The sequence below is a fragment of the Streptomyces fuscigenes genome, from assembly GCF_021556455.1.
Classification (GTDB): Bacteria; Actinomycetota; Actinomycetes; order Streptomycetales; family Streptomycetaceae; genus Streptomyces; species Streptomyces fuscigenes.
Genome location: NZ_JAKGCV010000096.1, coordinates 1 through 15,440, shown reverse-complemented (window position 1 = coordinate 15,440; position 15,440 = coordinate 1). Strand labels below are relative to the sequence as shown.

The following is a 15,440-nucleotide window of genomic DNA, read 5'->3' as shown; positions in this document are numbered from 1 at the left end:
GGGGCGCCCCCGCCGCCGGGCCGCGTCCGCGCTCACCCCGTCCCGTTCGGCGCGCCGGCCGGGCACGCCCGCAGCAGCAGCACCGAGCGCGCCGGGACCGGGAGCGCCGTACCGCCCGCGTACCGCGTGCCCGGCTCGGTGTCCTGCTCCTCGCGCGAGGTGTCCAGCACCAACTCGTACGCCCGGGCCCACGGGGGCCCCGGCAGGGCGACGTCCACCGGCTCGTGGCCGGCGTGCAGCACGGCGAGGAAGCTGTCGTCGACGACGTCGCGGCCCCGCTCGTCGCGGCCCTGGATGTCGTCGCCCGACAGGAACATCGTCAGCGTCCGGCCCGGCGCGTACCAGTCGTCCTCGGTCATCTCCTCGCCCCGCACCGTGAACCACGCCAGGTCGCGCACCCCGTCGCGCCCGCGCGGCCGGCCCGAGTAGAACGACCGCCGCCGCAGCACCGGGTGCTCGGCGCGCAGCCGCACGAGCCGCGCCGTGAGCCGGTGCAGGGCGGCCCAGTCGGGGTCGTCGAGCAGCGACCAGTCGACCCAGCCGATCTCGTTGTCCTGGCAGTACGCGTTGTTGTTGCCGCCCTGGGTGCGGCCCATCTCGTCGCCGGCCACCAGCATCGGCACGCCCGTGGAGAGCAGCAGCGTCGCGATCATGCCCCGCAGCCTGCGCCTGCGCAGCGCCCCCACGTCCGGGTCGCCGCTCTCGCCCTCCGCGCCGCTGTTCCAGGCGCGGTTGTCGTCCGTGCCGTCCCGGTTGCCCTCCCCGTTCGCCTCGTTGTGCTTGTGCTCGTACGAGACGAGGTCGCGCAGCGTGAACCCGTCGTGCGCGGTGACGAAGTTGACCGAGGCGGACGGCCCCCGCCCGCCCCACCCGTACAGGTCGCTGGACCCTGACAGCCGGTAGCCGAGGTCGCGCACGTCCGGGGCGGACCCGCGCCAGAAGTCCCGCACCGCGTCCCGGAAGTGGTCGTTCCACTCGGACCAGCCGGGCGGGAACGCCCCCACCTGGTAGCCGCCGGGGCCCACGTCCCACGGCTCGGCGATCAGCTTCACGCCCCGCAGCACCGGGTCCTGGGCGAGAGCCGACAGGAACGGCGACAGCATGTCGACGTCGCCCGGCGCCGAGCGCGCGAGGGCGGCCGCGAGGTCGAAGCGGAACCCGTCGACGCCCATCTCCGTCACCCAGTACCGCAGCGAGTCGGTGATCAGTCGCAGCACCTGCGGCTGGACCACGTGCAGCGTGTTCCCGCAGCCCGTGAAGTCCTCGTAGCGGCGGGCGTCCTGGGGGAGGCGGTAGTAGCCGCGGTTGTCGACGCCCCGCAGCGACAGCGTCGGGCCGAGCCCTCCGCCCTCCGCCGTGTGGTTGTAGACGACGTCGAGGACGACCTCGATGCCCGCGGCGTGCAGCCCGCCCACCATCCGCCGGAACTCGCCGACCTGCTCGCCCCCGGTGCCGCCCGCCGCGTAGCCCGCGTGCGGGGCGAAGAAGCCGATGGAGTTGTAGCCCCAGTAGTTCCTCAGGCCCCGGCGCAGCAGGTGGTCCTCGTGCGCGAACTGGTGCACCGGCAGCAGCTCGACCGCCGTGACGCCGAGCCCCCGCAGATGCTCGACGGCCGCCGGGTGCGCGAGCCCCGCGTACGTCCCGCGCAGTTCCTCGGGCACCCCCGGGTGCAGCCGGGTGAACCCCTTGACGTGCAGCTCGTAGAGGACGGTGTCCGCCCACGGCGTGCCCGGCCGCCGGCCGGCCGCGGCCCGCTCCCCGGGGCTCGCGTCCGCCACGACGACGCCCTTCGGCACGTGGGGCGCCGAGTCCCGCTCGTCGCGCACGGTGTCGGCGACCTGCTGCTGCGGCCAGTCCCGCACATGGCCGTAGACCTCGGGCGGCAGGGCGAAGTCGCCGTCGACGGCGCGGGCGTACGGGTCGAGCAGCAGCTTCGCCGGATTCCAGCGCGCCCCGGTCCACGGGTCCCAGCGGCCGTGCACGCGGAAGCCGTAGCGCTGGCCGGGCGTCACGCCCGGCAGGAAGCCGTGCCACACGCCGTCCGTCTGCTCCGTCAGCTCGTAGCGGACCTCCTGGCCGCCCGGCCGTCCGCCGTCCCCGGCCGGGAAAAGGCACACCTCGACGGCCTCGGCGCCACCGGCCCACAGCGCGAAACCCGTGCCCGCCACGCCGCCCGGCCCCGTGCCGAACCGGGCGCCCAGCGGCTCCGGGCCCCCGGGCAGCACCGCGCGCGGATCACCGTGCCGGTAGGGGGGAGGGCCGCCGGGCCGGGGCCGCTCCTGCGGGCGCCCCCAGGCGCGGGCGCCGTCGCGCTCCGCCTCCCGTACGGGATCTCCCCGCTCCTCCTGCTCCGCTGCGCTCGCCACCTGCCGGCCTCCCGCGGCTCGTCGGCCCCCGCGCAGCGCCGCGGCATCCGGCCGCGGGCGCTCCGCTCGGTCTTCCCTCCGTGCTGTCCCCCCTGTTCTTCCCTGCGCGCGCCCCGCGCTCACGTTCCACCGGGTCATGGTCCGTTCCCCGACGTTTCCCCGGGCCTCCGCCGTCGTTGGGCGGGGCGTGAGACAGCTACTGCAGCGGGCCGGAGCCCGCGCCGCCGCCCTGGCCCTCGCCTCGGCCGCCCTCCTCGCCGGTGCCGCGGGCTGCGACGGCGGCCCCGGCGACACCTCGGGCAAGGACGGATCGCCCCGGGCGGCGTCCGCCGACACCATCCGCGTCACGCCCCGCGACGGCGCCAGGGGCATCGCCCGCGACGCGCCGATCCGCGTCACCGTGCCGGAGGGCAGGCTCGAACGGGTCGCCGTGCGGCAGATCGAGGCCGCGGACCCCGTCGACCTGCCGGGCCGGATCTCCGCCGACGGGCGGACCTGGACACCCCGGCCGGGCACCCACCCCGCGCTGGCGGCCAAGTACGGCGTCGAGGCGGTCACCGTCGACGACGGCGGCCACCGCGCGGCCCGGCACACCACCTTCACCACGGCCGTGCCCGCCCACCGGTTCATCGGCTACTTCACCCCGGAGAACCGGGCCACCGTCGGCACCGGAATGATCGTCTCCGTCAACTTCAACCGGCAGATCAAGGACCGCGCGGCCGTGGAGCGCGCCATCACCGTCACGGCGAAGCCGGCGGTGGAGGTGGCGGGCCACTGGTTCGGCGACCGGCGGCTCGACTTCCGGCCCGAGGAGTACTGGCAGCCCGGCACGCAGGTCACGGTCGCGATGGCGCTCAGGGACGTGCAGGCGGCGCCGGGCGTCTACGGCATCCAGCACAAGACGGTCGGCTTCACCGTGGGGCGGCAGCAGATCTCCACGGTGGACGCGGCCGAGCACACCATGCGGGTGCGCGGCGAGGGCGGCCGGCTGCTGGCCACCCTGCCCGTCACGGCGGGCGCGCCGAGCCGCACCACGTACAACGGGAAGATGGTCGTCTCCGAGATGTACGACGTCACCCGCATGAACGGCTCCACGGTCGGCTTCGGCGGCGAGTACGACATCAAGGACGTGCCCCACGCGCTGCGCCTGACCACCTCCGGCACCTTCCTGCACGGCAACTACTGGGCCTCGCCCGACACCTTCGGCTCGCGCAACACCAGCCACGGCTGTGTCGGCCTGCGGGACGTGAAGGGCGGCAGCTCCTCGACGCCGGCCGGGTGGTTCTTCGACCGCACACTGATCGGCGACGTGGTGGAGGTGGTCCACTCGGACGACCGCGTCGTGTCGCCGGACAACGGGCTCAGCGGCTGGAACATGAACTGGAGCGCGTGGCGGCAGGGTTCGGCGGCCTGATCCCGGGGCATACCTCCACGTCGGCGGAGCAGCCCGCCGCCTCCCGGTTGAGACGGAACAGTGACACGCGGATGAACGTCACACCGTATTCGGTGTGATTATCTATCGCCAAGCGCGTGCGCTCGTCACGCGCCGGAGTGCGGGCCGTGGCGGGGCCAGGCCGTGCGAGGGGAGACAACCGACGTGAAGCAGCCACCTGTATCGCCGGACCGGCGCACCCGCGCTGCGGGGACCGGAGCGCGTCCGCGGGGCGGGCGCACCGGTCTGCTGGCCATCGTCCTGGGCGCGCTGCTCTTCGCCGTCGCGGCCTGCGGCGGGGGCGGCGGCGCCGCCTCGGGCAAGGGCGGCGGGGACGACGACAAGGCGAGCGCGGGCAAGGCGGCCTCCAAGGTCGCCGACGACGTGTCCGAAGCGGTCGTCAAGGTCGCACCGCAGGACGGGGCCACGTCCGTCGCCACGACCGGGGCGCTGCAGGTCGGCGTCCAGAACGGGAAGCTGACGGCGGTCACCGTCCAGGACGACCAGGGCACGGCCGTGGACGGCAAGCTCTCGGCCGACGGCAGCAGCTGGCAGCCGCTCCAGCACCTCGCGGCCTCCACCAAGTACAAGGTGCACGCCACGGCGAAGGACGCGAAGGGCCGGGTGTCCGCCAAGGACACCACGTTCTCCACGCTGGTCCCGAAGAACACGTTCATCGGCTACTACACGCCGGAGAACAACTCCACCGTGGGCGTCGGCATGCCCATCTCGCTCAGCTTCACCCGGGGCATCACCGACCCCGCCGCGGTCGAAAAGGCGATCACCGTCAAGACGGACCCGGCGGTGCCCGTCGAGGGCCACTGGTTCGGCAACGACCGGCTCGACTTCCGGCCCGAGCACTACTGGGCGGCGGGCACCAAGGTCACCTTCACGATGAACCTCGACGGTGTCGAGGGGCGTCCGGGCGTGTACGGCACGCAGGCCAAGACGGTGAAGTTCACCGTCGGCCGCAGCCAGGTCTCCACCGTCGACGCGGACAGCCACACCATGAGGGTCGTGCGGGACGGCAAGCAGATCCGCAAGATCCCGATCAGCGCGGGCGGCCCCGGCCACACCACGTGGGAGGGGCAGATGGTCATCAGCGAGAAGGACCCGGTGACCCGGATGAACAGTCAGACCGTCGGCCTCGGCGGGGAGTACGACATCCCCGACGTGCCGCACGCCATGCGGCTGACCCAGTCGGGCACGTTCATCCACGGCAACTACTGGGCCGGCACCGGCGTCTTCGGCTCGCAGAACACCAGCCACGGGTGCGTCGGCCTGCACGACCAGCGCGGCGGGGGCGACAACGGCACCCCGGCGTCCTGGTTCTACAACAACTCGCTGATCGGCGACGTGGTCGTCGTGAAGAACTCGCACGACCAGACGGTCGCGCCGGACAACGGCCTCAACGGCTGGAACATGTCCTGGGCCGACTGGACCAAGTAGGCCGACCGGACCAAGTAGGCCGACTGGACCGAGCAGGCCGAGCGGGCCGAGCAGGAGACAGGGGGGCCGCCCCCGTACCGGGCGGCCCCCCTGCCGCTGCCGTCCGCGGCCCGGAAGGCACCGGACCCGGAGCGCTGTGACCAGGCGCACCGGGTCCGCCGTCGTTAGCGGACGTTAACCTGCCTCGTATGGCAACGGTATCCCTCGAAGTGTCCGGCGGCGTCGGTACGATCCGGCTCGACCGCCCCCCGATGAACGCGCTCGACATCTCCATCCAGGACCGGTTGCGCGAGCTCGCCCAGGAGGCGGGCGACCGCGACGACGTGCGTGCGGTGATCCTCTACGGCGGGGACAAGGTCTTCGCCGCGGGCGCCGACATCAAGGAGATGCGCGACATGGACCACGCGGCCATGGTCCGGCGCTCCCGCGCGCTCCAGGAGTCCTTCACCGCGGTGGCGCGCATCCCCAAGCCGGTCGTCGCGGCGATCACCGGCTACGCGCTGGGCGGCGGCTGCGAGCTGACACTCTGCGCCGACTACCGCATCGCCGCCGACAACGCGAAGCTCGGCCAGCCGGAGATCCTGCTCGGGCTCATCCCCGGCGCGGGCGGCACCCAGCGCCTCGCCCGCCTGATCGGCCCGTCGAAGGCGAAGGACCTCATCTTCACGGGGCGTCAGGTCAAGGCCGACGAGGCCCTCGCGCTCGGGCTCGTGGACCGGGTGGTGCCCGCGGACAGCGTCTACACCGAGGCCCAGAAGTGGGCGGAGCGGCTGGCGAAGGGCCCCGCCCTCGCGCTGCGCGCCGCGAAGGAGTCGGTGGACGCGGGCCTGGAGACCGACATCGAGTCGGGCCTCGCGATCGAACGCACGTGGTTCGCGGGACTGTTCGCCACGGAGGACCGCGAGCGCGGCATGCGCTCGTTCGTCGAGGACGGGCCGGGCAAGGCGCAGTTCCTCTGACCCACCCGCGCGGGGGCTCGCGCCGGCGGCCCGGAAGGGGCGCCGGGCGGGCCCCCGCGTGCGCCCCGCGCATGCTCCGGCGCAGCCCCCTTGTGACCCCCGTGCGGTCCCGCGCGGTCCCGTGCGCCGGGGCCGCGCCGGGCCGTGAGCCGCCTTAAACGGAACTTAAGAAAGAGCCTCCGATCGGGCTGTTCATCCCCCGAAATCCAGGTGTAGAAGCAGGTCAGGTGGGCTGTAGAGGGTGCCGTTCTGCCTTTGGCATATGCCGATGCAATTGCACGGAATCTCGCGTTCCGGGGGTGGAATCCTTCGGAACGGCCCCACGGCGCCCCCGGGACGGCCATGATGGAGGGCATGGCGGGCCTGGAGGATGTGGAGCAGTCGCGGCGACTCGGCGGTGCGGTGACCGTGCGCCGGGCGCCGGCCGTCGAGGACGGCCAGGCGCTCCAAGCGCTGGAGTTGTACGGCAACCCGACGGAGGCCGAGGTGCGCCTCGCGTCCCTTCCGGAATCCGCGGCGGTCGCCCGCCGCATCACGTACGCCGTCGTGCTGCGCCAGTGGGCGCTGTCCCCGGATCTCACCGAGCACGCGGTGCTGCTCGTGTCCGAGCTCGTCGGCAACGCGGTCCAGCACACCGGCGCCAGGGTCTTCGGGCTGCGGATGCTGCGCCGCAGGGGATGGATCCGCATCGAGGTGCGCGATCCGTCACGCGGGCTGCCGTGCCTGATGCCGGTTCAGCCCACGGACGTCAGCGGCCGCGGCCTGTACCTCGTGGACAAGCTCGCCGACCGCTGGGGGGTCGACCTGCTGCCCCGCGGCAAGAGCACCTGGTTCGAGATGCGCCTCCAGGACCGCTGATCCCACCGCTGCCCGGTCCCGCCGTGCCCGACGAACCCGTCCACGCCCTGATCCTGCCGGGGGACGGCCGGGTGTCGAGTTGCACGGGCCCCGCGGCTGCCGGCCGGTCCGAACGGCCGGGCCGGTCCGAACGCCCGGAACCGCCGAACGGGTGACTTCGAGCCGATAATCTTTGCCCGTCAACGACCCGACAGGAAATGGGGCTGAAGCAGTGGCGGACATCGACGAGGCGCGCAAGGCGTTCGACCGGTTCGACGAGAACGGCGACGGGTTCATCACCGCAGCCGAGTACAAGAGCCTGATGGCGCAGCTCGGCGACCACCACGTCACCGAGTCCATCGCGCAGACGGTCATCAACGCCCACGACTCCAACAGCGACGGGCTCCTCAGCTTCGAGGAGTTCCTCGCCTCCCGCGGCGACAGCTGATCCCCGCGGGCGGCGTCCCCTCCTTCCGGCGGGGCCCCGATCGCCGGGCTTCCGGTCCGCCCGCGGCCGGCGCTCCCGCCGGCCGGGGGCGCCGGCCGCGGGCGGGTGCGTCCGGATCGCCCGTCCGCCGACGCATCGGAGGCCCGGGGAGGGGCAGACGGGACACGGGACGGCGGGACGCGAGCACCGCGGACCCGGCGCCGTGGGCGCGCCCCTGCGGAAGGCTCCTGTGCGGGCGTGCCGTTCGGCACGTGGACCCGTGCGCCGCGGCCGGCTCGGCCGACGGACGGCAGGCGCCGGACGACTGACGACTGACGACTGACGACTGACGAGCGACGGCCCGCGACCGGTGGCGGGCCACGGGCCGCGACGCCACGCGTGGAGCGCGAGCCCGTCGGGCGTGGCCCGGTGCGGCGGACGTACCACATCGGGCGTCCGGCGCACAGGCGTCGGACGGGCCTTTGTCGTCGCTTTGCCGAGAGGCGGGAACTGCGAGGTCGCGGCCCACGTCCCAACAGATGTCGTACGCGTGACAACGCATGTGGTGTGAGCGGGAGCTGAGGTATGGGCGTGGGCATAGGCCGTCGCAGGAGAAACATCGGGGTGGCACTGCTGGCCGGTGCCCTGCTGGTGGGAGCGACAGCGTGCGGGGGCGGTTCGGACTCGGACGCCTCCGGTTCGTCGGACGGCAAGGCGCAGTCCTCCAGCGGCGCGCAGTCGAAGCCGGACGCGAAGCCGAGCCCGTCGAAGCCGGCGGCGCCGCCGATGCTGCTCGACACGATCACCCCGCGCGGCGGGACGGTCGGCGTGGCGCAGCCCATCTCGGTCGTCTTCTCCGACTCCGTGGCGCAGTCCGCCCGCGCGGACGTCGAGAAGCACCTGAAGGTGACGACGTCGAAGTCGGTCACGGGCGCCTGGCACTGGTTCAGCGACAAGCGGGTGGACTTCCGGCCGGAGAACTACTGGCCGAGCGGCACCAAGGTCAAGATCGACGCGGACATGACGGGTGTGAAGAACGGCAACGGGCGGGTCGGCGTGCACGCCTACACGCACGACTTCACGATCGGCGACGACGTCGAGGCGAAGGTCTCGGTGCCGGGCCACACGATGACGATCACCAAGAACGGGACGACCGTCCGCACCCTGCCGATCGACGCGGGCAGCCCGCAGTGGCCCTCGTGGGACGGCACCATGGCCGTCATCGACAAGGCCAAGGAGGTCCACATGACCTCCTGCAGCGTCGGGATCAGCTGCACGAAGGGCGCCAAGGACTACTACGACGAGACGCTGCCGTGGGACGTCCACCTGACGAACTCGGGCACGTACATCCACTACTCGGACGGCGACCCCTACCCGGGCCACAGCTACGGCTCGCACGGCTGCGTGCACCTGTCGATGGCGGACGCGAAGTGGTTCTTCAACTACGTCAAGCCCGGCGACCCGGTCACGATAACCGGCTCGCCGCGCGGCAAGGCCCCCGGTGACAACGGCTACGCGGACTACAACGTCTCCTGGTCGGACTGGCTGAAGGACAGCGGCGCCGGCGCGACCGCCACCACCGTCGCCTGAGGCTCACGGGTGTCCCCGGCCCGGGGCGACACGCCTCGGGCCGGGCGCCGAACCGGCCCGCGGCCGGTGCGTCACCCGGTGGACGGGCTTCCGTGCCGGCCCCCGGGACGGGCGCGCGGGCTTCCGTGCCGGCCTCCGGGACAGGCGCGCGGGCTCCCGGGCCGTTTCCATGCCCGGGACCCCGGGCGCGGATCTCGTGCCGGCCTCGTCCCGTACTCCACGCGGCGGCGGTGTCCCGGTCGCGGCCTCACCCGGCGGCCGGGTCCCCGGTCCATCCGGTGACCGCGAGCACCTCGCGTGCGATGTCGGCCACGGTCCGCCCGTCCGTGGCCACGCGCACGGTGCCGGCAGGCGCCTCGGCGTCCAGCAGCCGGGCTCCGCGGGCGCTGTTCTCCAGTTCCGCGGCGAGCCCCGACCCGATCTCCCGGCCCGCCAGCCGTCCCCGAGCCGTCGCGTCCGAAGCGGTCAGCAGGACCCGTACGAGCCGGACGTCCGGGCCCATCGCGCTCCGGAACATGCCGGCCTCCCGCTCCAGGACACCGACGGTGTTCGCGTACACGAGCCGCCGGTGGCCGAGCGCCGCCGCGTTGCCCCAGACCGCCGCCAGGTTGCGCGCGGTGAGGAGCGAGCGGTGCGGGTCGCCGGGCGGCGCGGGGTGCACCTGGGCCAGGTAGTCGCCCTCGATCAGGGCGTGCGGTACGCCGCCGTCGCGCAGCAGCGCCGACACCTCCCACGCCACGGACGTCTTGCCCACTCCGGCGCGGCCGCCGAGCAGCAGCGCCTCCGTGTCCCCGGCCGTCTTCCCCATCCGCCCACCCTGGCACGGCGGCGGCCCGGCGCGACAGCCGGTTTCGGCGTGCGGGTGCCCGGCGGCCGGCCCTTCAGCGGCTGCGCCCGCCCATGTCCCGCGCGCCGTCCGGATCGTCCGGGTCATCCGGGCCGCCCCCGTGCCGCTCGCTCCCGGGCCCGTCGCCCACGGGCTCGTCCGGCGCCCGCGTGCTGCCCGGGGCGCCGGCGGCGGTACGGGCGGCGTCGGGCGCGTCCCCGGGAGGCGCGTGTCCGGGATCCCTGGCGCCCCGGCTGTCGTCGGCGCCGGGGGTGCCGTCGCTGCCGGTGGCGTTCCGGGTGTCCGGGACGTCCTGGCCGTCCGCCGCGTCAGGAGTGTCGTCCGCCGAGTCCTCGGCCGTCGCGCCGCGGGGGTCGTCGTGGTGGCCACTCGACGCCGCCTCGCGCCGCTCGCGCCTGCGGCGGCGGAGCCGGCGGAGCACCATGAACACGATCAGGGCGACGATCAGGCAGGCGAAGATGAGCTCGTAGCGCTGGATCTGGGGATAGATGGTGTCCAGATGCTGGCCGGCGAAGTACCCGACCGTGGCCCAGGTGCCCACCCACAGCACCGCGCCGAGCGTGTTGAACAGCAGGAAGCGCGGCCACGGCATCAGCGTCATGCCCGCGATGATCCCGTTCGCCTGGCGCAGGCCGTCCACGAAGCGGGCGACCGTCACGATCTTGCCGCCGTGCCGGGTGAAGAAGTCCTCGGCCTTGCGCACGCGCTCCGGCGTCAGCAGGACGTACTTCCCGTAGCGGTCGACGAGCCGGTGGCCGCCGTAGCGCCCGATCGCGTAGCCCACGTTGTCCCCGAGCACCGCCGCCACGACCGCGATCACCACGACCGTGGCCATGTTCAGGCGTCCCGCACCCGCGTACACCGCCGAGGCGATCAGGATCGTCTCGCCGGGGACGGGGATGCCGAAGTCCTCGAGGAAGAGCAGGCCCCCGACCGCCAGGTAGCCCCAGTGATCGAGGACGGGGGCGATGGAACCGAGGAAGCCGGGCAGGTCCGGAGGGGCGGCCGTCAACAGCACGTGGCGTCCTCCTTCGCTCGGGTCCCCGCTGGATGCCCGGGTCCTGCCGGGCCGTGCGGTGCGCTCCCGCGCGGACCCGGCCCGGGCCGGCGCCCGCCCGCACCGGCCTCCTGCCCGGTCGGCGGCGCCGGACACCGGTGGGAGACATCGCGGAACGTACCGTTCCACACCGTAACGCTTCGGACGGCCCGGACGCGGACCGAAGTGATCACCGGGCCGGTCGCGGAGCGGGGGAGTGGGCGGAGGGCCCGCGCTGGGCAGGGCCGGCACGGGGCCGGGCCGCAGGGCGGCCCTCCCCTGGCCGGGGACGCGTGGCCCGCCCGCCCCGCGGGGGTGCGGGGCGGGCGGACGCCGGCGGAAGGGCGGGATCAGCCGGTGGTGAGGGACGTGTCGTCCACCACGAACGACGTCTGGAGCTTCGAGCCCTCCGTGCCGGTGAAGCGGAGCGTGACCCGCTGGCCCGCGTACGCGCCGAGGTCGGCGGTGTGCTGCTGGTAACCGGCGGCCGCGTTCGTGTTGGACCAGCTGCCGACCGTGCCGAGGACCGTGCCCGACGCGTTGAGCACCTGCACCTTCAGGGTGTCGTACGCGGTCGAGCCGGTCTCGTCGGTGTCGACGTGCAGCCAGTAGCTGAGCGTCGCCGGGCAGCCCGCGGGCAGGGACACGGACTGGGAGAGCGTGTTGGTGGTGGCCGCTCCGTACCCGTCGAGCCAGGCCTTGTACGAGCCGGAGCGCGCCGGCTCGTCCGAGCTGTTCGTGATGACCTTGTCGGACGCGCTCCAGCCGGTGGCGCCCGACTCGAAGCCGGGGTTGGCCAGCAGCTGGCCGCCGCCGCAGTCCCCGCCGCCACCGCCGGGGGGCGTCGTACCGCCACCGCCCGTGCTGCCGTCGCCCGAGAGCCAGGCGGTGGCGTTGAGCGCGAGCGCCGCGTTCGTGCCGCCGGTGTCGTTCCAGCCGTCGTACAGGGTGTCGCCCGGGTGACCGGTGCCGTCGTCGATCGGGGAGCTGTCGCCCCAGATCGCCACCCGGCCGCTGCCGAACGTGCTGGTGACGAAGAAGGCGCCGGTGGTGCCCGACGTGTTCGCGCCGGACTTCCAGACGAGCCCCTTCACGGCCGGGTTGTCGCCCGGCTTGAGCGTGAAGGTGGTCCCGTCGGCGATGGTGGACCCCGTCACCTTGCCGAAGGGACCGTTCAGGACCGGGTTCGAGCTGTCGCTGATCGCGCGGGGGGTGCCGGACGAGATGTCGACGGAGTCGACGGAGAAGCCGAAGGGGTCGGTGTCGTCGACGCCGTTGCTCGTCATCAGGTCGTTGATGACCTTGGGCGAGTCGTAGCCGTCGTTGTTGCGGTCGCTGCCGGTGTGGTCGGAGATCAGGAAGAGCCCGCCGCCGTTCTGGACGAACTTCATGATCGCGGTCTTCTCGGCCGCCGTGAACCGGATGTTCGGCTCCGGCAGGACGAACGTGTCGAAGTTCTTCAGGTCCAGCGCGCCGGAGCCGCCGTACGTGATGGTGCTGCCGGACGGCAGCGTGTCGAGCGTGTAGCCGCCGCTGCGCTGGAGTGCCACGCCCCAGGACGAGAGGGCGCCGGTCCAGTCCGTCTCGGCCGACGGCGAGGAGTCCTCGCCCAGGGGGTCGGGCTGGCTGGTGGAGATGACCCAGTCGGCGTTGCCCGCCGTCTCGGCCTCCGTGTTGTCGAACAGGACGCGGTGCGTGGCAGCGGCGGCGCGGGGAGCGGCGGCGGGGGCCGGTGCGGCCTGCGCAGCGGCGGCGAGGGAGCCTGCCGCCGCCATGCCGAGCGAGGCGGCGGCGGCGACCGCCGCCAGGCGGGACCTTCTGGATCGCGACATTCGTCAACCTCCGTGTGGGGCGGGGGACATGGGCTCGCACCGTGCCCCGGGAAAGGGGCGGTCCGGCGCGAGGTGTGCGGGGATACTCTGCGCGCGTAGACCCGCGAGGGGAAGACCGCCGCGCACGACGGATCGGTGAACGGCGCGGGACGGCGCCACGGCCCTCGGGCCGGTGCGGCGCGACCGGGTCGGCGTGTCCTCCCGTCCGGTACGGCCAAGTGGTCCCGGCGCGCTCCGGCAGGTGCGGGGGCGACGGGTGCGCGCGTCCTCCCGGCAGGTACGCAGGAGACGGGTGCGCAGCCCCTTCCGGCAGGCGCGGCGGACCGCCTGCACCCCATCCTCCGGCCCGGCCCTCTCGTACGCGCAGTCAGCCCACCGTAGTTCGCTTTACGGAACAGCAACTGGCCTGCTGGGCCCCCTGCTTGCTCCTCGTTCGGGACAATAAGCCTGCCAGTCGCTTCTGTTGACTTGGGGTGTCGCCCGTCCTACGCTCCGACCGTTCGGCTTATGGAACGATAGAGCAACGGCGACGCTCAGGAGGCAGAGCCACGTGAGGTCAGGTCTGATCGGCCGAAGAGCGAGAACGCTGGCGGTGGTGGCCGTCACCGTCGGGGCAGCCGTGATCGGCAATGCCGGCGCGGCGCCGGCGGGTCCCGCGGGCGCGCCGCCGGCCGCGGCGCGGATCGCGGATCCGTTCGCCCCGCTGGATCCGCAGCACCCCGAGGACCAGCAGGACATGACGTGGAGCGACTACAAGAAGGTCCCCGGGACGAACTGGGCGGACCCGAACCTCCAGCCGACGCGGCAGAAGCTGAGGATCGCGCTGGTGGGGGTCGACTTCCCGGATCAACCATTTGTCATGACCCTGCCTAAAAAGAGCGATCCGTTCGGCAACCCGCAGATCGACCCCGTGGGGCGCTCCGACATCGCCCAGTTCTACGCGGACTTCTACAACAAGCCCAGTGCCCTCAACCACGGCCGCACGGTCAACGAGTACTGGATGGAGCAGACGAACGGCCGCATCGGCGTCGAGTTCGTCCCGCTCGGCGAGTACCGCGCGCCCCGCCCGTCGTACGAGTACGGCCTCAACGACATCGGTCAGGAGGGCGCGGGCTGCCCGACCGGTCACACCTGCAACGGGAGCATCGAGAAGGACATCGATCCGCTCTGGAAGAAGGACGTCGGCCCCGACCAGGCGGCCTCCTTCGACCGGGTGATGCGCATCTACGCCGGCTACGACGAGACCTCCGTCTGGCAGGAGTTCGGCGAGATGAAGTTCCAGACCCCGGACGACGTGCCGGACGACTGGGGCCCGCCGGACCCGTCGCTGCCGAACGCGGTGCGCAGCCGCTACACCGGCTTCACGTCGTGGAAGGCCGGATCGCAGCTGTGGGGCAACTCCGGCATCCGGCAGGGGGAGAGTTCGGGAACCATCACCCACGAGATCACCCACACCTTCGACATCGGCGACAACAACAACAATCCCTACGTGGAGCCCTACCACCGGGCGGGCACCGGCCCGTTCGACGTGCTCGACCGCGGCTCCTTCAACGGACCCGGCGGCCCGCACAACCGGTGGGAGGTGCCGGCCACCGAGGGCGCGTCCATGCCCGCCGGGCAGACGGTTCGCACCAGGACGAAGCTCGGCTTCATCGACGACGACCAGCTGCTCGACCTCTCGCCGGCCGGTCTCGCGGCCGACGGCCTCGCCGTGTTCGACGTGCGGGCCAGGACCGCGAAGGTGAAGAAGGGCGACCTCCAGGGCGTCCGCGTCGACCTCGGTACCGACAAGACCCCGGCGTGCGACATCGACAAGGATCCGCTGTGCGCGGGCCCGGGCTTCACCGACTACACGATCGAGACGGTCCAGCGCATCGGGGCCGACTCCTTCACGCCCGACCACGGCGTGATGCTCACCAAGAACAAGCCGTTCGACGACGAGGGTGACAGCTGCGGCTTCCTCTGCTTCAGCTGGATGATCGACGCCAACCCGCAGGACATCCACATGGTCGACTTCACCCGGCCGGACGGCGAGAAGGTGATGCGCTCGATCGGCGACTACCGGCAGCTCAACGACGGCCTGTTCCACGCGGGCACCCGCTCGGGCAGCGCCTACGAGTACACGGACAAGGCCAACCGGCTGCAGTTCTACGTCATCGGCGCCAAGAAGACCGCGGCCGGCGAGCTGTCGTACACGGTGGCGGTGCGCTCCCTCGACGGCTCCGGGACCCAGAAGCGGGGCGTGGCGCTGACCCGGGGGTCGGCGGGCGGCCACGCGAGCGGCAAGGGCGCGGTGTGCACGTTCGGCCTCGCCAACACCGGCAGCCGCGCGAGCGGGGCGGGCGGCAAGGCGGCGGCGTACGAGAACGCGGACGTCTACCGCCTCTCGGCCACCGTCAAGGGCGCGGGATGGCGGGCCCAGCTGCCGAGCGCGCTCGCCACGGCCGAGGTGGGGGCGCACACGACGGTGAACGTCGCCGTCGCCGCGGGCGCGCACGCCTCCGGCAGCGGCCACGTGACGCTCACGGCCCGCTCCGAGAGCGACCCGCACAGGACGGCCACGGCGAGCTGCACCGTCCGGCGCTGACCGGACACCGGCCCGCGGCACCTCGGACCACCGGCGGCACCCGGCCGCCGGTGGTCCTCGCGCGTCCGGGGGCGGGCC

At 73.2% G+C, this 15,440-nt stretch carries 11 protein-coding genes; 7 read left to right on the top strand and 4 right to left on the bottom strand.

Annotated elements, in window-relative coordinates:
* Window positions 1-32 precede the first annotated feature (32 nt).
* Window positions 33-2,366 (bottom strand): glycogen debranching protein GlgX, encoded by a 2,334-nt coding sequence (gene glgX, locus L1885_RS11265; RefSeq protein ID WP_372481918.1) that lies wholly within the window; start codon window positions 2,364-2,366, stop codon window positions 33-35.
* A 187-nt stretch (window positions 2,367-2,553) separates the two neighbouring features.
* On the opposite strand from glgX, the gene L1885_RS11260 reads away from it, so the two are divergent.
* The 6 genes from L1885_RS11260 (at window position 2,554) to L1885_RS11235 (ending at window position 9,060) form a co-directional block, all read left to right on the top strand.
* A complete protein-coding gene (locus L1885_RS11260; protein ID WP_235796914.1) occupies window positions 2,554-3,780 on the top strand; it encodes a L,D-transpeptidase in 1,227 nt (408 codons plus the stop codon).
* A 279-nt stretch (window positions 3,781-4,059) separates the two neighbouring features.
* Window positions 4,060-5,247, top strand: a complete 1,188-nt coding sequence (locus tag L1885_RS11255) for a L,D-transpeptidase (RefSeq protein WP_235796916.1) — start codon at window positions 4,060-4,062, stop codon at window positions 5,245-5,247.
* A 188-nt stretch (window positions 5,248-5,435) separates the two neighbouring features.
* Window positions 5,436-6,206 carry an enoyl-CoA hydratase/isomerase family protein gene (locus tag L1885_RS11250; RefSeq protein ID WP_235796913.1) on the top strand — a complete coding sequence of 257 codons (771 nt, stop codon included), beginning with the start codon at window positions 5,436-5,438 and terminating at the stop codon, window positions 6,204-6,206.
* Between the two features lie 345 nt (window positions 6,207-6,551).
* On the top strand, window positions 6,552-7,064 hold the full coding sequence (locus tag L1885_RS11245) for an ATP-binding protein (protein ID WP_308117308.1): 513 nt from the start codon (window positions 6,552-6,554) through the stop codon (window positions 7,062-7,064).
* 211 nt (window positions 7,065-7,275) lie between these two features.
* Complete coding sequence (locus L1885_RS11240; RefSeq protein ID WP_235796912.1) at window positions 7,276-7,491, top strand: EF-hand domain-containing protein; 216 nt, start codon at window positions 7,276-7,278, stop codon at window positions 7,489-7,491.
* 564 nt (window positions 7,492-8,055) lie between these two features.
* Window positions 8,056-9,060 (top strand): L,D-transpeptidase, encoded by a 1,005-nt coding sequence (locus L1885_RS11235; RefSeq protein WP_235796911.1) that lies wholly within the window; start codon window positions 8,056-8,058, stop codon window positions 9,058-9,060.
* A gap of 247 nt (window positions 9,061-9,307) precedes the next feature.
* On the opposite strand, the gene L1885_RS11230 is transcribed toward L1885_RS11235, so the two are convergent.
* The 3 genes from L1885_RS11230 to L1885_RS11220 form a co-directional block, all read right to left on the bottom strand.
* On the bottom strand, window positions 9,308-9,868 hold the full coding sequence (locus L1885_RS11230) for a P-loop NTPase family protein (RefSeq protein WP_235796910.1): 561 nt from the start codon (window positions 9,866-9,868) through the stop codon (window positions 9,308-9,310).
* 73 nt (window positions 9,869-9,941) lie between these two features.
* The gene (locus L1885_RS11225; protein WP_235796909.1) at window positions 9,942-10,925 is read right to left on the bottom strand and encodes a DedA family protein; all 984 of its coding nucleotides are present in this window, start codon (window positions 10,923-10,925) and stop codon (window positions 9,942-9,944) included.
* 368 nt (window positions 10,926-11,293) lie between these two features.
* Window positions 11,294-12,775 (bottom strand): M6 family metallopeptidase, encoded by a 1,482-nt coding sequence (locus tag L1885_RS11220; RefSeq protein WP_235796908.1) that lies wholly within the window; start codon window positions 12,773-12,775, stop codon window positions 11,294-11,296.
* A gap of 550 nt (window positions 12,776-13,325) precedes the next feature.
* Between L1885_RS11220 and L1885_RS11215 the strand changes: the two genes are divergently transcribed.
* Complete coding sequence (locus L1885_RS11215; RefSeq protein ID WP_235796907.1) at window positions 13,326-15,362, top strand: metallopeptidase domain-containing protein; 2,037 nt, start codon at window positions 13,326-13,328, stop codon at window positions 15,360-15,362.
* Window positions 15,363-15,440 lie beyond the last annotated feature (78 nt).